At 39.7% G+C, this 22,084-nt stretch carries 18 protein-coding genes and 5 tRNA genes; 17 read left to right on the top strand and 6 right to left on the bottom strand.

The window, feature by feature from the left end:
• Window positions 1–96: 96 nt before the first annotated feature.
• The gene (locus L2672_RS07170) at window positions 97–762 is read right to left on the bottom strand and encodes an SDR family oxidoreductase (protein ID WP_248995154.1); all 666 of its coding nucleotides are present in this window, start codon (window positions 760–762) and stop codon (window positions 97–99) included.
• A gap of 105 nt (window positions 763–867) precedes the next feature.
• Between L2672_RS07170 and L2672_RS07165 the strand changes: the two genes are divergently transcribed.
• Together L2672_RS07165 and L2672_RS07160 are read left to right on the top strand one after the other, a co-directional pair.
• Complete coding sequence (locus tag L2672_RS07165; RefSeq protein WP_248995153.1) at window positions 868–2,271, top strand: anti-phage deoxyguanosine triphosphatase; 1,404 nt, start codon at window positions 868–870, stop codon at window positions 2,269–2,271.
• A gap of 81 nt (window positions 2,272–2,352) precedes the next feature.
• Entirely contained in the window at window positions 2,353–2,928 is a 576-nt protein-coding gene (locus L2672_RS07160; RefSeq protein WP_248995152.1) for a CoA pyrophosphatase, read from the top strand.
• Here the strand turns inward: L2672_RS07160 and L2672_RS07155 are convergent.
• Window positions 2,925–3,260, bottom strand: a complete 336-nt coding sequence (locus tag L2672_RS07155; RefSeq protein WP_248995351.1) for a hypothetical protein — start codon at window positions 3,258–3,260, stop codon at window positions 2,925–2,927. The two genes, L2672_RS07160 and L2672_RS07155, sit on opposite strands and share 4 nt — an antisense overlap.
• A gap of 193 nt (window positions 3,261–3,453) precedes the next feature.
• Here L2672_RS07155 and asnS point away from each other — a divergent pair, with 193 nt between their 5' ends.
• A complete protein-coding gene (asnS, locus tag L2672_RS07150) occupies window positions 3,454–4,854 on the top strand; it encodes an asparagine--tRNA ligase (protein WP_248995151.1) in 1,401 nt (466 codons plus the stop codon).
• 82 nt (window positions 4,855–4,936) lie between these two features.
• On the opposite strand, the gene uvrB is transcribed toward asnS, so the two are convergent.
• Window positions 4,937–6,958, bottom strand: a complete 2,022-nt coding sequence (gene uvrB / locus L2672_RS07145) for an excinuclease ABC subunit UvrB (protein WP_248995150.1) — start codon at window positions 6,956–6,958, stop codon at window positions 4,937–4,939.
• 1,174 nt (window positions 6,959–8,132) lie between these two features.
• Here uvrB and L2672_RS07140 point away from each other — a divergent pair.
• The 13 genes from L2672_RS07140 to nth all read left to right on the top strand — a co-directional run bounded on the left by L2672_RS07140 (window position 8,133) and on the right by nth (window position 17,559).
• Window positions 8,133–8,208 (top strand) — tRNA-Asn (locus L2672_RS07140).
• Between the two features lie 33 nt (window positions 8,209–8,241).
• Window positions 8,242–8,317, top strand: a tRNA-Asn gene (locus L2672_RS07135).
• Window positions 8,318–8,340: 23 nt separating this feature from the next.
• Window positions 8,341–8,416: transfer RNA gene (locus L2672_RS07130), tRNA-Asn, on the top strand.
• Window positions 8,417–8,443: 27 nt separating this feature from the next.
• A tRNA-Asn gene (locus tag L2672_RS07125) sits at window positions 8,444–8,519 on the top strand.
• A 28-nt stretch (window positions 8,520–8,547) separates the two neighbouring features.
• Window positions 8,548–8,623 (top strand) — tRNA-Asn (locus L2672_RS07120).
• Between the two features lie 234 nt (window positions 8,624–8,857).
• Window positions 8,858–10,759: an EAL domain-containing protein gene (locus tag L2672_RS07115; protein WP_248995149.1), complete on the top strand. Its 1,902-nt coding sequence runs from the start codon at window positions 8,858–8,860 to the stop codon at window positions 10,757–10,759.
• Between the two features lie 143 nt (window positions 10,760–10,902).
• Window positions 10,903–11,481 (top strand): electron transport complex subunit RsxA, encoded by a 579-nt coding sequence (rsxA, locus tag L2672_RS07110; RefSeq protein WP_248995148.1) that lies wholly within the window; start codon window positions 10,903–10,905, stop codon window positions 11,479–11,481.
• Between the two features lie 2 nt (window positions 11,482–11,483).
• Complete coding sequence (gene rsxB, locus L2672_RS07105) at window positions 11,484–12,056, top strand: electron transport complex subunit RsxB (protein WP_248995350.1); 573 nt, start codon at window positions 11,484–11,486, stop codon at window positions 12,054–12,056.
• Window positions 12,056–14,536 (top strand): electron transport complex subunit RsxC, encoded by a 2,481-nt coding sequence (gene rsxC / locus L2672_RS07100; RefSeq protein ID WP_248995147.1) that lies wholly within the window; start codon window positions 12,056–12,058, stop codon window positions 14,534–14,536. Before rsxB ends, rsxC begins: the two co-directional genes overlap by 1 nt.
• A gap of 2 nt (window positions 14,537–14,538) precedes the next feature.
• Window positions 14,539–15,585: an electron transport complex subunit RsxD gene (gene rsxD, locus L2672_RS07095; protein WP_248995146.1), complete on the top strand. Its 1,047-nt coding sequence runs from the start codon at window positions 14,539–14,541 to the stop codon at window positions 15,583–15,585.
• A 24-nt stretch (window positions 15,586–15,609) separates the two neighbouring features.
• Window positions 15,610–16,233, top strand: a complete 624-nt coding sequence (gene rsxG / locus L2672_RS07090; protein WP_248995349.1) for an electron transport complex subunit RsxG — start codon at window positions 15,610–15,612, stop codon at window positions 16,231–16,233.
• Window positions 16,226–16,921: an electron transport complex subunit E gene (locus tag L2672_RS07085; protein WP_248995145.1), complete on the top strand. Its 696-nt coding sequence runs from the start codon at window positions 16,226–16,228 to the stop codon at window positions 16,919–16,921. Before rsxG ends, L2672_RS07085 begins: the two co-directional genes overlap by 8 nt.
• A 5-nt stretch (window positions 16,922–16,926) precedes the next feature.
• Window positions 16,927–17,559 (top strand): endonuclease III, encoded by a 633-nt coding sequence (gene nth / locus L2672_RS07080; protein WP_248995144.1) that lies wholly within the window; start codon window positions 16,927–16,929, stop codon window positions 17,557–17,559.
• 376 nt (window positions 17,560–17,935) lie between these two features.
• Here nth and L2672_RS07075 read toward each other — a convergent pair whose 3' ends face one another.
• Window positions 17,936–18,949 carry an acyltransferase gene (locus L2672_RS07075; RefSeq protein WP_248995143.1) on the bottom strand — a complete coding sequence of 338 codons (1,014 nt, stop codon included), beginning with the start codon at window positions 18,947–18,949 and terminating at the stop codon, window positions 17,936–17,938.
• A 424-nt stretch (window positions 18,950–19,373) separates the two neighbouring features.
• Here L2672_RS07075 and gloA point away from each other — a divergent pair, with 424 nt between their 5' ends.
• Complete coding sequence (gloA, locus tag L2672_RS07070; protein ID WP_248995142.1) at window positions 19,374–19,790, top strand: lactoylglutathione lyase; 417 nt, start codon at window positions 19,374–19,376, stop codon at window positions 19,788–19,790.
• A 77-nt stretch (window positions 19,791–19,867) separates the two neighbouring features.
• Here gloA and bamC read toward each other — a convergent pair whose 3' ends face one another.
• Window positions 19,868–20,968: an outer membrane protein assembly factor BamC gene (gene bamC, locus L2672_RS07065; RefSeq protein ID WP_248995141.1), complete on the bottom strand. Its 1,101-nt coding sequence runs from the start codon at window positions 20,966–20,968 to the stop codon at window positions 19,868–19,870.
• Window positions 20,969–20,974: 6 nt separating this feature from the next.
• Window positions 20,975–21,856 (bottom strand): 4-hydroxy-tetrahydrodipicolinate synthase, encoded by an 882-nt coding sequence (dapA, locus tag L2672_RS07060; protein ID WP_248995140.1) that lies wholly within the window; start codon window positions 21,854–21,856, stop codon window positions 20,975–20,977.
• Window positions 21,857–22,084: the final 228 nt, after the last annotated feature.

Genomic DNA, 22,084 nt, shown 5'->3' with positions numbered 1-22,084 from the left:
ATCAAGCTACATTAAAGTTAATATCTTTTAAGATAATTTGAGTCATTTATAACTTAATTGATAATAAACTGCGTTAAACAAACAATAATAAGAAAGTTACCAAGGAAGTTGTTGCCCGTTGGAGTGATAAAACGTCCCCGTATTGTCCATCGAAAGCTGATTAATCAGACCAACTAAGCGCTCTGCACAAATAGTAGTTGAAATATCACCGCCATGATTAACCATATCAGTTTGCACATATCCAGGGTGATAAATTCCAACGGCAATCTGTCTAGGGGCTAAATCAATACTGAGTGACATCGAAGCGGCATTTAACGCGGCTTTAGACATTCTATAGCCAAAACGTCCACCTGAGCCATTATCGGCAATTGAACCCATACGAGAAGTGATCATGGCGACTTTACTGGCGTTGTTAAGATTCGATTCTAACGCATGCACCACTCGTAAAGGGGCTAAGGCATTAACCTCAAATTGATCACGAATAGTATCAATGTTGAATTTTGACAAATTTTCATCGCGCAGAATTCCTGCATTACAGACCAAAATATCAATTTTAACTTGTTGTAAATGTTGCTTAATGGCAGCAATACCTTCATCGGTTGCCACATTTATACCAGTGATAATATTGACCCCTAACTTCGCTAACTCGGTAGACGATTGGCGGCATAATGCATAAACATTAGCCCCTTGCTCGGCAAACTTAGCCGTTAATGCCAATCCAATACCACGATTTGCACCCGTAATTACAACATTTGTAGCCATTTAAAACTCCTGTCAAAAACAATAAGATTAGGCAATAAACTACCAAGATTTTAGTATCTAAGGTAACCTAAAGTAACAGGTCATTACGAGTTAAGGACAAACTAGATGCCAAAAAACACCTTATCTGGTACAGATATTTCTCAAGCCAACTCATCGTTAGCCACAAGTCATCATCAAAATATCTGGCATCAACGTCTATTAGGTGAAGATAAACATCGTCGGAATGATTTAAGAAGCCCCTTTCAAAGAGATAGAGCACGAATTCTTCACTCTGCTGCATTCAGGCGTCTACAAGCTAAAACCCAAGTGTTAGGCATCGGCATGAATGATTTTTATCGCACTAGACTCACACATTCATTAGAAGTATCACAAATAGGTACCGGTATTGCCGCACAATTGCGGCGCAAATATCCAAACCTTAAATATTTACTTAACTCTATGAGTTTAATTGAATCATTGTGCTTAGCTCATGATATCGGTCATCCGCCTTTTGGTCATGGCGGTGAAGTCGCATTACATTATATGATGCGCAACCATGGCGGCTTTGAAGGCAATGGCCAAACATTCAGAATTTTAACCCGCTTAGAGCCCTACACTCCCAATGACGGAATGAACCTAAGTCGGCGTACCTTACTGGGAATTTTAAAATATCCGGCAACCTATGGTGAACTTGTCATTGATACCCATCAAACCAGTGTTAAAAACCATCGACAATTAAAGCCCTCTCAATGGCCTCCTGTCAAAGGAGTTTTTAACGATGATAATGACAAATTAACTTGGGTGCTTGACTGCTTAACTGCTGATGATAAAAGGTTATTCCAAACCAGTGAACAAAGCTTAACCCATACCCAATATCCGCATCTTAAAACAAAGTATAAGTCTTTAGATTGTTCCATTATGGAGCTGGCTGATGATATAGCTTATGCGGTTCATGACTTAGAAGATGCCATCGTAATGGGTATCGTTAATGCGGCTCAATGGCAGCAATATGTGGTAGGAAACCTAGGCGATATTGAAGATAAGTGGTTAAAAAACGAATTTGAGCACATCGGTGATAAGCTTTTTTCGCATCAGCACCATTTACGTAAAGATGCCATTGGTACGCTGGTCAACGCATTTGTGACCGCCATTAATATCAATGATAACCCGCATTTTACTGAGCACCTTTTAAAATACAATGCTCACTTAGAAACCGATTACGCAATGGCGTTATCTGTCTTAAAACAGTTCGTTTATAAATTCGTTATCAGGAAACCTGAAATTCAAATGCTGGAATATAAAGGCCAGCAAATTGTCATGGAATTGTTTGAAGCATTTGAATCAGATCCTGAGCGGCTATTACCGCTAAATACCTGTGAACGTTGGCTTGATGCCGCAGAAAATGATACCAACCCTATGCGGGTATTAGCTGATTATATTTCGGGAATGACAGATGAATTTGCCGCTCGCTTACACCAACAATTATTTGGTGCAAAAACAGCAGGCATACTTGAATTAAGTCGCGAATAGTCACTTAGGCAATTAATAAGACTTGTTATCGAGTTTTTACCTGTAAATGACTAACCAGAACATCAATAGGTATCATAATAAATGCATTTAAATGAGTTTTTAATCCGATTTCAATTGCAACCTATCAGTGTACGCAATATTACATCTGCGCCTGCCCATTACCCTGGTAAAGAAGCCGCGGTGCTTATTCCATTAGAATATATTGACGGTCAATTACATATTATTTTGACTCGCAGAGCGACTCACCTTCGGCATCATCCGGGGCAAATCAGCTTTCCAGGCGGTAAAGTTGAACCCTCAGATGTTAGTATTACTCATACTGCATTAAGAGAAGCTGAAGAGGAGATCGGCTTGTTATCAGAAAATGTTTCCGTTTTAGGGGCCTTTCCTGCTCACAAAACCTTTACCGGTTTTAAAGTCACTCCAATAGTGGGATTGGTAAAATCCAAGTTTGATTTCGTCATCGACCCTGGCGAAGTCGATAGCTGTTTTAGAGTACCATTGCAGTTTTTTAAACAAACCAGTAATCGTCATATAGGCGAACATTGGCGAAAAGGACTCCGTTATCAAGTTCACTTTATGCCTTACCAAGACAAGTTTATTTGGGGGGTGACCGCAGCAATTATTGACTTACTTTGTCGCCATATTGAGCATTAAATGACATAGCGAATATATAACCCTGCTGAAATTGACACTAACAACAACAACGGTATATTAAACCAAAAGCCAACTTTCGATGTGGTTTTAGCATAAAAGTTAACCAGCAAATTAGCAAAGCTAATGCCAGCACACCACCAAATAATGTGTTCCAGTTGAACCGTTAATTCAGGGTCCCAATTAAATCTTACCGCTACGCCCTTAGATAAAAAATACCCCACTGCACGATCTGGTCTAGCTTCACCAAAAATGAGTAATGCATAAATAGCTAAGCTCCAGCTCACTAATGACAAAACGGTCAAAATGACTTGTAACACACTTAGTTTATTCATCTTCATGTGTACTCCTTTATTAAGCTGTCACTGTTTGACATAATTTAGTCCTATATTGATTAAAAATAGTCCGAAAATGGCAAACAAACACATTAATCACTTTAGAGTATCGTTTTCAGCTTGAGAAAAGCCACCATAAAGGTAAGATAAACAAAAATTACTTATTATTTTGATGTTGGAGAATAAAGCAACAATGAGTATTGCATCTGTCGCTTCAGTTTTTAAAGGTGAACACCCTGTTGGTTCATCGGTAACCGTACAAGGATGGGTTCGAACTCGTCGTGATTCTAAGGCTGGTATCTCGTTCTTAGCAGTTTATGATGGTTCTTGTTTTGACCCTATACAAGGTGTCGTTCCTAATAATTTAACCAATTATGAACAAGACGTGTTAAAACTGACTGCAGGTTGCTCAGTTGAAATGACCGGTGATGTTGTTGAATCTCCGGGTGCCGGACAAGCTTTTGAACTGCAAGTCACTGACATCAATGTAACTGGTTTTGTTGATGATCCTGACACATACCCAATGGCTGCAAAACGCCATTCTATTGAACATCTTCGTGAATTAGCGCACCTACGCCCTCGTACCAACATTATCGGTGCCGTTGCACGTGTACGTAACTGTTTATCTCAAGCTATTCACCGTTTTTATCATGAAGAAGGCTTTATTTGGGTATCAACACCGTTGATCACCGCGTCTGACTGTGAAGGTGCAGGTGAAATGTTCCGTGTTTCGACTTTAGACATGGAAAACTTACCGTTAACAGACGCTGGTAAAGTGGATTACGATAAAGACTTCTTTGGCAAAGAGTCATTCTTAACCGTATCGGGTCAGCTAAATGCTGAAACATATGCCTGTGCATTATCTAAAGTGTACACCTTTGGGCCGACTTTCCGCGCTGAGAACTCTAACACTACGCGTCACTTAGCTGAGTTTTGGATGGTAGAGCCAGAAGTGGCATTCGCCACACTTGATGACGCCGCTGAACTTGCTGAGAAAATGCTAAAATACGCATTTAAAGCAGTGTTAGAAGAGCGTATGGATGACCTACAATTCTTCAATCAACGTGTTGATAAAACCGTTATTGAGCGTTTAGAGTCATTTGTTAGCAGTGATTTTGCACAAGTTGATTATACCGACGCGGTTGAAATTCTAAAGCAATGCGGTAAGACATTCGAATACCCTGTTGAATGGGGTGTGGATTTACAGTCTGAACACGAGCGTTACCTTGCAGAAGAACACTTCAAGGCGCCTGTTGTTGTTAAGAACTACCCTAAAGACATTAAAGCGTTTTATATGCGCTTAAATGACGATGGTAAAACGGTCGCAGCAATGGATGTACTTGCCCCAGGTATTGGTGAAATTATTGGTGGTGCTCAACGTGAAGAACGTTTAGACGTGCTTGATATGCGTTTAGCTGAAATGGAATTAAGCCAAGAAGATTACTGGTGGTATCGTGACTTACGTCGCTACGGTACTGTGCCTCATGCAGGCTTTGGTTTAGGTTTTGAACGCCTTGTGTCGTATGTGACTGGTGTGAATAACATTCGTGACGTGATTCCTTTCCCAAGAGCGCCACGTTCAGCTAACTTCTAAGCATAACGTTATGCCTATCAAAAAACGCGCATTTAGCGCGTTTTTTATGCTCAAACCTAACGATTACTGCAACACAGTTAACTTATGAGTGGGTAATTAGCTGTTCTCTAAGCTGTTTCACTTCATCCCGTAATGCCGCGGCTTGTTCAAACTCTAAGTTTTTGGCATGTTCATGCATTTGTTTCTCAAGTTGGTCAATTTGATGACTTAACTCGGCCACAGAAACATATTGGCTAGATGGCTCAGCAACTTTAGTAGCATGACCTTTTGTCTTAGCCGCTTTGTTACCTTGCTTGCTGTCGCCAACGTCCATCACATCGGTAATACTTTTCACCACACCTTTTGGCACTATATGGTGCTTTTCATTATGAGCACGCTGTTTTTCACGGCGTCGTTCCGTTTCTCCCATAGCCTTTGCCATTGAGTTAGTGATTCTATCTGCATATAAAATCACTTTACCATTTACGTTACGAGCTGCTCGGCCAATCGTCTGAATTAATGAACGCTCCGAGCGTAAAAAGCCTTCTTTATCTGCATCTAAAATACACACTAGCGAGACTTCTGGCATGTCTAAGCCTTCTCGAAGCAAATTAATGCCAACTAAAACGTCAAAGTGGCCTAAGCGTAAATCTCTAATAATTTCCATTCGTTCAACGGTATCAATATCAGAGTGTAAGTATCTGACTCTTATGCCATGTTCATCAAGGTAGTCCGTTAAATCTTCACTCATTCGCTTAGTTAGGGTGGTGACTAGTACACGTTCGTTAACCTCAATACGCTTATGAACCTCTGAGATTAAGTCGTCAACCTGTATCGCAACTGGGCGCACTTCAATTTCAGGGTCAAGTAAGCCAGTTGGTCTAACTACTTGTTCTGCCACCTCGCCTTCACTTTTATCAAGTTCGTACTGACTTGGTGTTGCAGACACAAAAATGGTCTGTGGCATTAGGTTTTCAAATTCTTCAAACTTTAATGGCCTATTATCTAATGCTGAAGGCAGCCTGAAACCATATTCAACCAAGGTGGTTTTACGGCTTCTATCACCTTTATACATGGCACCAATTTGCGGTACGGTAACATGGGACTCATCGATGATAAGTAAGCCATCAGCTGGCAAATAATCTAATAAAGTTGGCGGGCCTTCACCGGGAGCACGACCTGATAAATAGCGTGAATAATTTTCAATGCCAGAGCAATATCCAAGCTCAACCATCATTTCTACATCGTATTGAACTCGTTCAGTTATGCGTTGTGCTTCTATTAGCTTATTATTATCAAGAAGATACTTACGCCTCTCACGTAATTCCTCTTTGATGAATTCTGTTGCATCCAAAATTTTATTTTTCGGGGTGACATAGTGTGATTTAGGGTAAATTGTTGTACGAGCAATTCGTTTGATAATCTGCCCTGTTAATGGGTCAAACTCACTTAGCCGCTCAATTTCATCGTCAAACAATTCGACTCTAATCGCATCTCGTTCAGAATCTGCAGGAAAAATATCAATCACTTCTCCTCTTACGCGATAGGTACCTCGCTGTAAATCGATGTCGTTACGGGAATATTGTAATTCACTTAATCGAATCAATATGTCTCGTTGCCCCATAAAATCACCTTGACGAAGATGTAATAACATCTTCATATATGAATCTGGATCACCAAGACCATATATCGCTGACACAGAAGCAATCAGAACCACATCTTTTCTTTCAAGCAAGGCTTTAGTGGCCGATAAACGCATCTGTTCGATATGCGCATTAACAGAAGCATCTTTCTCGATAAACGTATTCGATGCTGGCACATAAGCTTCAGGTTGATAGTAGTCATAATAGGAAACAAAATATTCAACCGCATTATTAGGGAAAAACTCTTTCATTTCTCCATAAAGTTGTGCTGCTAACGTTTTATTCGGCGCCATTATAATCGTAGGCCGTCCCATCGTCTGAATGACATTAGCGATAGTATATGTTTTACCTGAGCCAGTAACTCCTAGTAGAGTTTGACTTGCAACCCCACTATTTAGACCTTCAACAAGTTGATTAATTGCAGTAGGCTGATCGCCCGCGGGAGGGAAAGGTGAATTTAAGTTAAAAATAGATTCTTTCACACATACTCTCTAAACATTGGGTTAGTTGTCATGATCATAATAAAAATTCTTTATAAACCCTAGATAAAACATATTTCAATCCTGTCCAAATATCGCCATGCATACATTTATGACTTTATGATGAACAAAAAATGAAACAATCAAACATACAATATTCGCAAAATGGACGGCAACATAATGACCACAAATCGCACTATATCAGCGTTCAAAAGCTAATTTAATACACAATCCCTTTATGAAACTCATTACATTTTTGCAACCTGAACAAACCTCGGTCAAAAATAGCTCTTGCAATTCTAAAATCTTTCTATTTCAACAACTTAAGTTATTGCTAAATATTTCTACCATTTTAAGTGGAACTGAGGATTCATCAGGGTTTGCAAGCAATAAAATGGATTAACCCACAAGCTTATCCACAGATTTAGTGGATAAGTCAAAAAATGCTAGCAGCCATGCGGGGTTGACGTAACCCCCCGTTCACTAAACTGTCATTTAATCAAAATGAAAGTTTATTACATTTGTAAGTTTATAGAACAATTAAGTCAGACAATACTGAAAAGAACACCGCTTAAAGCGAGTTATTGTGCTTTACGCTTGTTTGATATTAATTCGCAGATTATCCGCCATATTGAACATATAAGCGTATAGCCATTGCCAATTTACACCATCAGATATGAATACAGCTGCCTCATACTGTATAACGCTCAAAAATTAAACATAGCCAAAAATTGTAATTGTCAAAAAAAAAGCCCTTTAACCTTGTACTCCAGTCATTGACTATGGGTTTACATCAGCATATCTGGTGCTGAAATGATATTAAGTCGCTAACCTTTGAATAGTATTTGTCGTCAGCAATTTTCTTACACTATAAATTGTCCGCTTATTATCAGTACGGTGTGTCAGTAGTATTTTATAATGACTATTTATGGATTAGCGATATTCGTGCTTATTAAGAGCGCTTATCTAAATTGCCTATTCAAAGTGCTTTGCTTTCAAATACAATCCATTAGAAAAATGACTATTTTTTATCGCTAATGATGAAAAGTCATCCACGATGCACATTACATGAGCAGTTAAGCAGTAATTTTCAATTTTTTTTATAACTCGAGTTGACTAGCGCCACATAGCGTTTTACTATGCGCTCCGTTCTCAGCAATACATTGCTAAAAACGATTCCCCTGTAGTTCAGTTGGTAGAACGGCGGACTGTTAATCCGTATGTCACTGGTTCGAGTCCAGTCTGGGGAGCCAATAGCAAGGTTTGTAGAAAACAATATTATATATTCCCCTGTAGTTCAGTTGGTAGAACGGCGGACTGTTAATCCGTATGTCACTGGTTCGAGTCCAGTCTGGGGAGCCATATAATAAAAAGCGTTTAAGTATTCCCCTGTAGTTCAGTTGGTAGAACGGCGGACTGTTAATCCGTATGTCACTGGTTCGAGTCCAGTCTGGGGAGCCACTTAATCACTTAAATAATTTGATATATTCCCCTGTAGTTCAGTTGGTAGAACGGCGGACTGTTAATCCGTATGTCACTGGTTCGAGTCCAGTCTGGGGAGCCATCAAAAATCATTTAATAGATTCAAATATTCCCCTGTAGTTCAGTTGGTAGAACGGCGGACTGTTAATCCGTATGTCACTGGTTCGAGTCCAGTCTGGGGAGCCAATCTCTTCTTCTTTTGATTTTTTCTTAATATTCCTCTTTATCTTAAGCAAATTAAACTTTTACTGCTAAAATATAGCCTAAAGAACTAGTGATCTCCTGTGAATTGATCTGATATCATTGTATTAATAGACAATGTTAGCAATAAGTATTTGCACAGGGATTCAAAGACAACAAAATCACTTTAGTTTGATTGCTTTGGTTAGTGCGTTCTCCACCCTTATTAATGGACATATTATGGGCTTATCGAAATCTTTCCAATTAGTACTGTTTATCATTTTCGGGCTATTGCTATACCGATTTTATTCCCTTGAAAACAGCGAAGTGCAGCTAAAAAGTGAAGTAGTACGGCAATCTCTTAGCCAAAATATCAAAAAACACAGTGATTGGGCAGAGAACGGCAAAGCGTTATATGACACCTTAAGCCAAGATCATAAATTTCAATTTTTTCAGTACATACATAACACAGACAAAAATTATAATTTTACCCATGGTAGCGTTGCCCCCGTTGACAAGAGCTTCAAAGATAAACTGTTCAACACTAATTTAGAGGATAGTCAGCAGTTTGCTAATGGACGTTTACAAGTCCGCCTTGAAGCTCAGTCAATTATTGACCCTAGCCTAAAAGAATTACAAGCAATCGCAGAAATCATCATTCTTACCTATTTATTATTGATGATCATTTTTGCTTTTTTAATCAATTTGCATAAAAGAAAAGTGCGTTATGCCGCTCAGTATGTCGATAGCATCTCAAACTTAACCTTCCAAGCTGTTGAAGTATCGCGTCTGAATGGCATATTAAAACCGTTAGGATTAGCTTTAGAAAGTTGCCGAGCCCGACTAAAGCAAAGCTTAGAACAGATCAAACTCGAGAATGAGAAATTAACTAAAGCAGCATATCAGGACCCGATAAGCGGTTTCTCAACACGCCCAAGATTTTTAACTTTCCTCGATAGCGTGACTCAAAAAAATAAAAACAGCTTTGGTGTGTTACTGCATATCAAGGCTTCAGAACTAGCCAACATAAATCAAATGCACGGGCGCACTGCAGGTGACGATTATCTTGCAAAAATGGCTGACTGTATTCGACGGGCGGCTGCAAGTAAAAATCTAAAATCCGAAAACTATCGAATTTCCAGTGGAGATTATGCGGTATTTTTGGAAGATACCACCCTTAAACAAAGTCAAAGTTTTGTAGAAAAACTCAAACAACAATTGGATGATTACAGCCAAAGTAGTCAAGTCGATTCGGTTGCACATATTGGTATCGTGCCTTATCAATATGGTAATGATCCTGTCACAATATTATCTATGGCTGATTCAGCCGTCAGTATTGCACAGACTTTTGGTCCAAATCGTTACCATTATCTTGAAAAATTTGAAGGTAATGAAAAATTTGGTGATGACCAATGGAAATCAACAATTAGCAATATTTTGAAATCAAATAGCGTTAATTTTTACTATCAACCCATTTTACCTTGTAATACTGATCACGATTTATACCGTGAATTACTGTCTAGGTTTTACAATCATGAAGGAAAACACCTACCTACCGCTACTGTCATTGCAATGTCTGAGCGATATGGGTTAAATATCGATCTTGATAAACTGATTGTTACAAACGCGATTAAACTATTGAAAGACAACCCTAGATTAACAGGATTATATGCTGTCAATATTAGTGCGAGTTCAGCCATTCAAGACATTTTTATTTACTGGCTTAAAGAGACGCTAACCCACAATAAACGTGAAGCTTCTCGCTTAATCTTTGAAATTAATGAGTCCGGTATGCAAGTAAATCTGAACGCAAGCTATAACTTTGTTTCAGAGGTCCACAAAGCGGGTGCTAAGGTTGCTGTCGAGCGATTTGGCTTAGGGTTCACCTCATTTAAATTTTTTAGGGAAGTTCGTCCTGATTATATAAAACTCGATAACAGTTATAGCGACAATATTGAAGCAGATAACAACAATAAGTTTTTTGTAAGGATGATTGTAGATATAGCCAAACGATTAGATATTTTAGTTCTGGCTACTGGCGTTGAAAAACAAGATGAAAAACTGACCTTAGAGAAACTTCTGGTGGATGGTTTGCAAGGCTACTATATCGCCAAACCCGAACCCGTTATTAAGTCCGATTAGGCCAATCTAGCTAAATTGGCAATCAAACTGAACATTTTTTGCATAAGGTTAACGAATTTATCGTTAACCTTATTTTTTATACGTTGTTTCTAGCGGCTAAACCTTAGATAATAAACAGATCTTGAAACAACAAAATAAGTGTAATGACAGAGTATTTACTTTTATTGATCGGTACTGTCTTAGTCAACAATTTCGTATTGGTAAAATTTTTAGGCTTATGCCCTTTTATGGGGGTATCCAGTAAATTGGCATCTGCCGTGGGCATGTCGATGGCCACCACATTTGTACTGACCTTAGCGTCAATATTAAGTTATTTGACAAATACATTTTTGTTGCAACCCTTTGACCTTTTATACCTTCGCACCATGAGCTTTATTTTAGTGATTGCTGTTGTGGTGCAATTTACTGAAATGTTGGTTCAAAAGACCAGTGCCTCACTCCATAGAGCACTCGGTATTTACCTGCCATTAATTACCACAAACTGTGCGGTTTTAGGCGTTGCATTGCTTAACGTCAACGAAAACCATAACTTCCTCCAATCGGCTGTTTATGGTTTTGGTGCAGCGGTGGGTTTTTCATTAGTATTGATTTTATTTTCAGCAATGAGAGAAAGATTAAACGCCGCTGATGTGCCACTCCCTTTCAAAGGTGGAGCCATCGCCATGATCACCGCTGGACTTATGTCTTTAGCCTTTATGGGATTTGCGGGGTTAGTAAGATAATGATGACGAGTATTGTTGTTGCCATTGTAGTATTAACCGTTTTAGCCATTGTGTTTGGCATTATTCTTGGCTTTGCGGCAGACAAATTTAAGGTTGAAGGCAACCCCATTGTTGATCAAGTTGAAGCATTATTGCCGCAAACTCAATGCGGTCAATGTGGTTACCCCGGTTGTAGACCGTATGCTGAAGCTATCGCCAATGGCGATAAGGTCAACAAATGTCCTCCGGGTGGCACCGCCACAATGGAAAAGCTAGCAGAGTTAATGGGGGTTGAACCAGAGCCTCTGAATGCCGAAGTTGCTGATGCGGTAAAAAAAGTCGCTTATATACGTGAAGATGAATGTATTGGCTGTACTAAATGCATTCAAGCATGCCCCGTTGATGCCATTCTTGGCGCCGGAAAATTAATGCACACAGTGATAGAAAAAGACTGTACCGGCTGTGATTTATGCGTAGAACCCTGCCCAGTAGATTGTATTGACATGATCCCTGTAAAAACAACCTTAAAAAACTGGGATTGGAAATTAAACGCGATACCGGTCAATGTCATCACTGAACGTCTTGAGGAAAAGTAGTGTTAACCTTACTAGAACAATTAGATAAAGGCTCACTTTGGCAGTCTCCTGGAGGCATTCATCCACCAGAGCTTAAACATTTATCAAATCAGACGCCTATAGCACAAGCACCGTTATTTAAGCGTTATGTGGTTCCTGTACCACAAGTTGGCGATCAGGCTCGGTTACTTGTTTCGGTCGGTGACGCTGTATTAAAGGGTCAAATGCTTACAGAAGGCCAAGGCTTTGGTTATTTACCTGTACACGCCCCAACCTCCGGTATCATTAAAGTCATTAAACCCATCAGCAGTAATCATGCTTCTGGTCTGCCGGTAAATAGTTGTGTCATTGAGTCAGACGGCCAAGATAAATGGTGTGAACTAACCCCAGTTGATTTAACGACCGCAACTAACTCACAAATTATTGCAGCGATTAAAAATGCCGGCATTGCAGGTATGGGCGGAGCAACTTTTCCAACTCATATCAAATTAAATACCGCCAGCGAAATTGACTTAGTGATTATCAACGGTGTCGAATGTGAACCGTATATCACCTCTGATGATCGATTAATGCAAGAGCACGCCCTTGAGATTTTGCAAGGTGTTGAGGTAATACATCAATTATTGTCACCAAAGCGTATAATTATTGCCGTTGAAGACAATAAGCCAGAAGCCGCTGAGTCGTTAAGGCTTGCCATCAGCCAAAGTAAATTGCCACCACAAACCGCAAGAGTTACGGTTATTCCAACCAAATATCCTTCTGGCGGTGAAAAACAATTAATTCAAATCTTAACGGGCAAAGAAGTGCCTAGCGGCAGCTTACCTTCTCAGTTAGGGATTGTGGTACAAAATGTCGGCACAGCCTTCGCCATTCAACAAGCGATTCATCTTGGTAAACCTTTAATTGAACGCGTGGTGACACTGACGGGTAATAACATTCAACGCCGAGGTAATTACTGGTTACCTATCGGTTCTGTCATTGCCGATGTACTTGAAAATTTCGATTTTAAAGCTGAACAAGACCAAAAAGTCATTATTGGTGGCCCCATGATGGGTTATGCCATACCTAATACACAGTCCCCCATTTTAAAAGGCACAAACTGTATTTTAACGCCATCTAGCAAAGAGATGGCTGCAGACATGCCTGAAAAAGCATGTATTCGCTGTGGTGAATGTGCCATTGCTTGCCCTGCACTGTTACTACCTCAGCAATTGTTTTGGCACGCTAAAGCTGAAGAATATGACAAAGCGGCTAGTTTTAATTTACAAGATTGTATTGAGTGTGGTTGCTGCAGTTATGTCTGCCCAAGTGACATTCCCTTGGTTGAATATTATCGTATAGCCAAATCTGCTTTACGCATTGAAGCCGAAGAAAAGGTTCAAGCCGAACAAGCTAAGTTACGGTTTGAAGCCCGCTTACAACGTTTGGAAGATGAAAAACTTGCTCGTGAAGCCAAAGCCAAAGAAGCCGCTGCCAAACGTCAAGCGAACATGAAAAGCAGTGATAAAGACGCAGTTGCTGCTGCAATGGCACGCATTGCAGCCAAAAAAGCAGCAACGGCTTCACCAGCTGAGAACACCTCAAACAAGCCTGCGTCTGATAAAAAGTCAGCTGTAAATGCGGCTATTGAACGAGCTAAAGCAAAAAAACTCGCAAAGGCTCAAACAACAGAGGCCCAAGCCAGCAGTGATGCGTTAAATAATGTCACTCCAGAAGCGTCCTCTCAATCTGAATCTCAATCAGAATCAAAATCTGAGTTATCGCCACAACAACAAAGAGTGGCTGCGGCCGTTGCTCGAGCCAAAGCTAAAAAGCAGCAATTAGCGATGCAAAACTCAACAGAATGCAATTCATCATCTGGGACTGATTCTACTAATGAGTCACCTTCATCCGACAGCGCTGAAGTGGATAAAAAAGCCAAAGTCGCCGCTGCGGTCGCTAGAGCCAAAGCGAAAAAGTTAGCGGCTCAAAAACAAGTTGATGTGCCTGTTCAAGTCACTGCAGATACTGGTTCAGCAACAACCTCAGCTGAAATTTCAACTGAGGCTCAGCCACAAACGGAAAAACAGCAAAAAATTGCAGCCGCTATTGCTAAAGCCAAAGCCAAGAAAGCTGCGCAGCAAGCAGAAAATACCTCCAGCGAAGTCAGTAACGCAATACCAAATACTTCAGATGAGCCGGTAAACACTGCTGGTAAAGACGGTCTTGACGTTAGTGCTGAAGAGAATAAAAAAGCACGAATAGCGGCAGCAGTTGCTAAGGCTAAAGCCAAAAAGCAAGCGCTGCAAACGACTGCCCCTGTTCCTCCTGATGCTTTACTAAACAATGTGCAAGTGCTAGCTGATGACTTATCGGCCTCTCAGGAAGGTCATATCGACCTAGCTCTTAGTGAGCCGATATCTCCTGAGGAACAACAAGCAGCTGACAAAAAAGCCAAAATTGCAGCCGCTATTGCCAAAGCTAAAGCGAAAAAAGCGCAACAACAGAACAATAAGGATTAACCATGGCATTTAAAATTGCCTCATCGCCCCATGTTTCAACGTCATTGCATACTAATAAAGTGATGCTAAGAGTGGCGTTATGCCTAATACCGGGCATAGCAGCCCAATTGTATTTTTTTGGTGCGGGCACTTTTATACAAATTATTTTGGCTTTGGTAACAGCTTATATTGCTGAAGCCAGTATATTAAAGCTAAGAAATAAACCCGTAGCGGATACTTTAAAAGATAACAGCGCACTGGTTACCGCGCTGCTACTTGCGATAGCTATTCCACCATTGGCACCATGGTGGATTGTTGTTATAGGGACTTTGTTTGCGATTGTTATCGTAAAGAACTTATACGGTGGCTTAGGCAATAATATTTTTAATCCAGCCATGGCGGGTTATGTTTTACTGTTAGTGTCATTCCCGGTACAAATGACCGACTGGGTAACGCCACACAGTGTTGCGCAGCATAGTGTTGGCTTACGTTATGCCCTTCAGGGAATTTTCACACCTGAATTTATCAACTTAGGCCACAATATCTCTTTTGATGGCAAAACTATGGCTACGCCACTTGATACATTAAAAACCGATTTATCAATGGGGTTGACCACTACCGAAAGTTTACTAAAACCCATTTTCGCCAATATGGCTGGTGTAGGTTGGTTTGGCGTTAATTTAGCCTACCTGATTGGCGGCTTAATCATGCTCAAGCTAAAAGTCATTCGTTGGCACATTAGTTTTGCTATTTTAGGCGCGTTATTTATATGTTCAAGCTTCGGGTTTATGTTAAACCCAGATACACATATTAGCCCAATTATGCATTTGTTTTCAGGTGGCACGATGTTAGCGGCATTTTTCATTGCCACGGACCCAGTAACCGCCGCCACCAGTGCCAAAGGTCGGTTAATTTTTGGCGCTATGATTGGTGTATTGATTTATATCATTCGAACTTTCGGCGGTTATCCCGATGCAGTGGCGTTTGCTGTGCTGCTCGCCAATATGTGCGCACCGTTTATCGATCATTATGTTCGCCCAAGAGCCTATGGCCATCGTTCAGGAAATTAAGTCGTGAAATTAACAGAAAATTTAATGCTTAAAAATGGTCTAATCCTTGGGATATTTGCTCTGCTATGCACAGGCTTAGTGGCATTAGTCAACGGCATGACTAAAGACACTATTTATCAGCAACAGCAACAACAACTTAAAAGCACTTTAACCCAAGTTATCCCTGATGACTTTCATAATAATGACTTGGTCAATGCCTGTGTTTGGGTTAACTCACCTGAGTTACTGGGCTCTAAAGAAGATCTACCAGCCTATATTGCTAAACAAGATAATCAGCCGGTGGCAATAGCAATTGAAGCTATTGCGCCAGATGGTTACAACGGTGAAATTAAATTGATTGTGGGCATTGATAATAATAACCAGTTACTCGGAGTACGCACCCTAACCCACCAAGAAACTCCTGGCTTAGGTGATAAAATTGAACTGCGTAAATCTGATTGGGTAACCACATTCACTAATATACAGTGGACAACGAATGACAACACTTGGGCGGTTAAAAAAGATGGTGGAAAGTTTGACCAATTTACTGGCGCAACCATCACCCCAAGAGCCTATGTAAAAGCCATTAATAATGCAGTCAATTTTGTCGTTCAAAACCGTAAGGGACTGTATCAAAGTGGACGTAAATGTGGAGAAAACCATGAGTAAATATCCAGAAATCGCCAAACAAGGTTTATGGAACAACAACCCTGGTTTAGTTCAACTATTAGGCTTATGCCCACTACTTGCTGTTACCGCAACATTAACAAATGCATTAGGGTTGGGCTTAGCCACGTTATTAGTGTTAGTTGGCTCAAATATCTTGGTATCCTTAGTACGAGATTTTGTGCCGAAAGAAATTCGAATCCCTGTATTTGTAATGATTATAGCCACCTTGGTAACTTGCGTGCAGTTATTGATCAACGCCTACGCTTATGGCTTGTATCTTTCTTTAGGGATATTTTTGCCTTTAATTGTGACTAACTGCGTCATTATTGGCCGAGCCGAAGCATTTGCATCACGCAATTCATTGGCACATTCAGCATTTGATGGTTTGATGATGGGCATTGGTTTTACTCTTGTGCTTGTCGTTTTAGGCGGCATGCGTGAAATTATTGGCCAAGGTACCTTATTCGCTGGCGCAGATTTATTACTAGGTGAATGGGCTGCTTCACTGACAATCCATGTTTGGCAGGTTGATAATGCTTTTTTACTGGCAATTCTCCCACCAGGTGCATTTATTGCCATGGGACTATTAATTGCACTTAAAAATGTAATTGATCAAAAAATCGAACAAGCAGCACCAAAACCTGAGGCTAGCACAGTAACTCGTGCCAGAATAACCAAAGTAAGTTAATAAAAATGAATAAACAAAAACGCATTCAAATATTAACCCGTCTTAGAGATAACAATCCTAAGCCTGAAACTGAACTTAACTTTAGTTCTCCGTTTGAGTTGTTAGTGGCAGTAACCTTATCGGCACAAGCCACAGATGTCAGTGTCAACAAAGCCACTGATAAGCTATTTCCTGTAGCCAATACACCACAAGCCATTTATGACTTAGGTGTTGAAGGGTTAAAGCATTACATCAAAACCATTGGGTTATATAACAATAAGGCCATTAATGTCATTAAGGCCTGTAAAATATTGCTTGATCAACATGGTGGCCAAGTGCCAGAAAACCGTGAAGCCTTAGAAGCCCTACCGGGAGTCGGCAGAAAAACCGCTAATGTGGTATTAAATACCGCTTTTGGCTGGCCAACTATAGCCGTAGATACCCACATTTTTAGAATGGCAAACAGAACTAAATTTGCAATGGGTAAGAATGTAGACCAAGTCGAAGAGAAAATGCTTAAAGTGACTCCAGCTGAATTTAAAGTTGATGTTCACCATTGGTTTATTCTTCACGGACGCTACACCTGTATAGCAAGAAAACCACGTTGTGGTAGCTGTATTATTGAAGATTTATGTGAGTTTAAAGATAAGACTGAGTAGACATAAAATACTGAAGACTTTAAGTTTCTAACTTAACTACAAGCTTAAATACAGGCTGTGGGTAGTTCCATTCACGCATTGCCGCCAATTTGATTCTATTACGCTTAGGCAATTACTTACTAAAACACAATATACAGCTAAACAAAGCATGGTAAATCCACTAGAAAATTTCACACAACTCAGTAAAACTCACATTCTACAAACCTAATAAAACCTGAAAATCGGATTAAGTCCATGTAATAAGTCGTTTTAGTCTAATTTTTAAGATTGTCATGTTTAGCACTGCTCACACTTTAGCAAGAGAACTTAAATTGCTTTATTTAGTGAACTGAAATTGAAAAAGCCGCACAATGCGGCTTTTTCAATCAGTACAGTATTAAGGCAATAACCATTTTGTTTTCTCAGAACGAGCAAACAACCAGCTCAGCATTAATGCACAAACACCGCTTATCACTATCCACAATGGAATAACCCACGCTGGATGACCTTGATGCCAACCAAATTCTTTCATTGGCCATAAAAATATAGGATGTAAAATATAAATGCCTAGACTGTATGTACTGATAAAACCGACAATTTTGTTGGTCGATGCCGATAACCCTTCACCCACATAACGACACAACATAAATATCATACTGGCAGCCAAGATCACGTTGAGGGTTTTATAAGATAACCACTTTCCAACCGAATATTCACCTTGTGCCATGCTGTCACTTGCAACCATATAAAAAGTGGTTAATATCGCCGCAATACCCATCAGAGTAAATAACGATACTGCCGCTTTATTCAGTGGTACTTTCTGATAAAGCAAGTAACCTAAGGGTAAATAGCCGCTATATAACCATAAGTCATTGCTCCAGATACCTTTGATACTCAATAAGTTCAATAAACTGGTTACTAACCAAACCAAAACAAATGGAGTTAAATACTTGTCACCATAGTGCTTAATCACCATTTGAAATAATGGAATAACAAAATAAAGCGGGATAAAGTAATAAAAGAAGCCTAAATGATAATAGGTCGCCTCATTAGGACTATTTTGAAGTACCTCAATGACATGTTGCCCATTAAATCCTGAAAGAGTAAACCCAGCAAGTACTGCATAAAATACTGACCAGACTAAAAAGGGAATCAATACTTTGCCTAAGCGTCTTTTGACATAGTAGCTAAAATCAAACGGCCGATTATCACTTAGCATTAATGCGCCAGTAATCATAATAAACACTGGCACAGCCCACCTTGATGCGCTGTTTATTCCGATGGCAGTTAACCATTCATCCATAGGGATAATACCCAATTCAGTCCGGTAAGGAGCAAGAACATGAATGGCTATTACCGCAACTGCGGCTACACAACGTAATAAATCAAAAAATAAAACTCTTTGTCTCATGTCACCTACTTAGCTATATGAGTGGGATTGTTAATGACTAAAGTTTAGCATTATGCCACTTTTGTAACATTGAAAAATCAGCAATATAAAAAAAGCTTTTGATCATATGATCAAAAGCTCTTTTTAAAAAATGGATTACTAAAAGGTATCTTTACTAATTTTTAGTACATTGATACAAAAAAAGCGCTGAAGCAAATAGCAATAATGATTGTTGTGCCTAAGGCCATTTTTAATTCTGTAGTCATAGCATTCTCCCTATTTCGATAAACAAATAATAACCTTAATTTACAATTTTTAAAGTTTGGTGACACACAAATGTGAACTAAAACAGGTATTTTTAAGCTATTGAATTCTTTTAAGCTGTTAGCAGTATTGCTATGATTGTTCACTCAAATAAATTAATGAACAACCACGGGTATCTAGCATGTCGCAACTTTTACACACCATGATTCGAGTTGGTAATTTAGATCGCAGTATCGCATTTTATACTGAAGTAATGGGAATGAGACTTTTACGTAAATCTGAAAATGAACAATACCAGTATACCCTCGCCTTTGTGGGTTTTGGTGAGGAATCAACGGGTCAAGCGGTAATTGAATTAACCTATAACTGGGGGGTAGAGCAATACGACCTAGGTAATGGTTTTGGTCACCTTGCCATTGGTGAAGAGGATATTTACGCGCGTTGTGAAGCAATTAAAGCCGCTGGGGGAAAAGTAACCCGTGAACCAGGTCCTGTTGCTGGTGGCACTACCGAAATTGCTTTCGTAGAAGACCCTGATGGCTATAAAATTGAATTAATTCAGAAGAAATCAGCCACTTCGGGTTTAGGAAACTCTTAAGATTACGAACGCTGGTAAAACAAAAAGCCCTAGATTTTATCTAGGGCTTTTTTGATACCGCATAAACATAAAAGCGATTATCTGACTTTTCTGTCTTCTTTCATTTGAGCCGCAATACGATTATAAACCTCTGCAATGGCTTCATTGCTTATTGGCTCATCGGCTACATCATGTAATAGAATCTTTGTCTGATTTGTATCATCGGTAGTACGAAGCAGCATTCGATAATTACCTTTCTGCAGTGATAACTTCTCTTCGCCCCATAATGAGCTCCAGAATCCACCACTTTCTTCTAGGTTGATATAAAATAAGCCTTTGCTCGAATCCATATCAACAACATCGAAACCTAACTCAGGTAATACAATTCTTAAACGATCCCAAGTCTTTTTAAAGTCTGCCTGAGCTAACCAATAAGATTCCTGCTCATCACCTGGCTCAACTAAGTCAATATCGATACCTAAGCTTTGTTCTATGCGAGCGGCTTTAATGGCTCGCTCACGTTTTAAGCCCATATAAGCGATGGTGTTATTTAACATATCAATCGAGTAACGTTGCTTATCGATATCCGTTAGCAAAATTTCTTGTTCGGCTTCATCATAATATTCTTCATGATCAAGCAAATTAATACTAACATCACCCGTTCTTCCATGAGGCTTTACGTTGATATTGAACTGATAGCGTTGACGCAATAAATAAACCTTATCGTCCCCAAACCAACTAGTATCAATCACTTCTTTGTTTTCGATCCAGTCAGTTTCAATAACCCCTGTGTCAAAGTTTTCCACAAGTTTAGGAATGTTATTTTGACTTAAATAACCGTTAATAACGTCAAATATCTCTTGTTTTAAGTCAGTTTTATTATCAATAGATTCGATAATAATTTTGATACTGTCATTAGATTCTTCAACATGGGTGCCTTCGGCCATAGCAATAATCTGCAGTGGTGGGCGAATATCTAATTTTTTACCAACAAGTGCAGAATCAGCCTTCGAACCAATTTGAGGAATTTGGTACTCTTTACTGTATCGAGGTTGATTTAACCCTTCAGGTATCGTTAACAAAGGAATTTCTTGAGCTTTGGTATATTCATCAGACCCATTAGCGACACGACGATCAACTGGTGTACTGCATGCCGCGAGTGTTGTTATGAGAATTATAGGGGTGACAATTTTATACATGTAGGGTTACACCTCAATTTGCGCATTTTTCATGGTATCTATTAACAGACCATGATACTGCTCAGAAAGTTCAGTTAAAGGTAGACGAATATGTCCATCTTCAATTAAACCCATTTTATGAACGGCCCACTTTACAGGAATTGGATTAGCTTCACAGAATAACGAACTATAAAGGCCTCGAAGCGGTTCATCTATTTGGGCCGCATTTGGTGCATCGCCAGCAAGTGCAGCATCACACATCGCTTTAAAGGCTTTAGGCACGATATTATTAGCGACAGAAATAACACCATTTCCGCCTGCTAGTAAAAACTCACGAGCAGTAGCATCGTCACCGCTATAAAGGAGAAAATCATCACCGCATAGTGATCTTAACTGAGCAACACGGCTAACATCTCCCGTCGCTTCTTTAACCCCAATAATGTTATTCACTTCCACCAGTTCAGCAATAGTTTCTGGCTTCATATCTACCGCGGTACGGCCGGGGACATTATAAAGTATTTGTGGAATATCAGTGCTTGCGGCAACGGCTTTGTAATGCGCAATAAGACCTTTTGGGCTAGGTTTATTATAGTAAGGTGTTACCCCTAACATCGCATCAATGCCAGAGTCTTGCATACCTTTAGTCAATTCAATAGCTTCGGCTGTAGCATTGGCCCCGTTGCCACCAATAATAGGCAAACGATTGGCGGCAAATTTTACGGTTTGTTTAACGACCGCAATATGCTCTTTCATTGGTAAAGTGGCTGATTCGCCTGTGGTACCTACCGCAACAATTGCATCAGTGCCTTGATTAATATGAAACTCAACCAGTCTTTCAAGACTTGCATAATCTACTGTGCCATCACTATTCATTGGTGTGATTAAGGCTACGATGCTTCCGTTTATCATCTAAATTCCCCAAGTTTTCAGGATTCGCTATGTTACTGATGCTATCAAGTAATAACAAGCTTTAGCAGTGTTGAAATCAAAAATACCCTAAAAAGCCATAAGATGCTGTTTCGGAATATGAACGAAGCATTTTATGCTTTTTTGAGTTACTTTTACATCAACAGAATCCATTTTTAGACGAATAAGCTTCAGCTGGAACAATTTTTAAGCGAACGTCAGCTTAAGTTG

The organism is Shewanella gaetbuli, from assembly GCF_023284065.1.
In the GTDB taxonomy this organism is placed as follows: domain Bacteria; phylum Pseudomonadota; class Gammaproteobacteria; order Enterobacterales; family Shewanellaceae; genus Shewanella; species Shewanella gaetbuli.
This window is presented reverse-complemented; position numbering and strand designations above follow the sequence as displayed.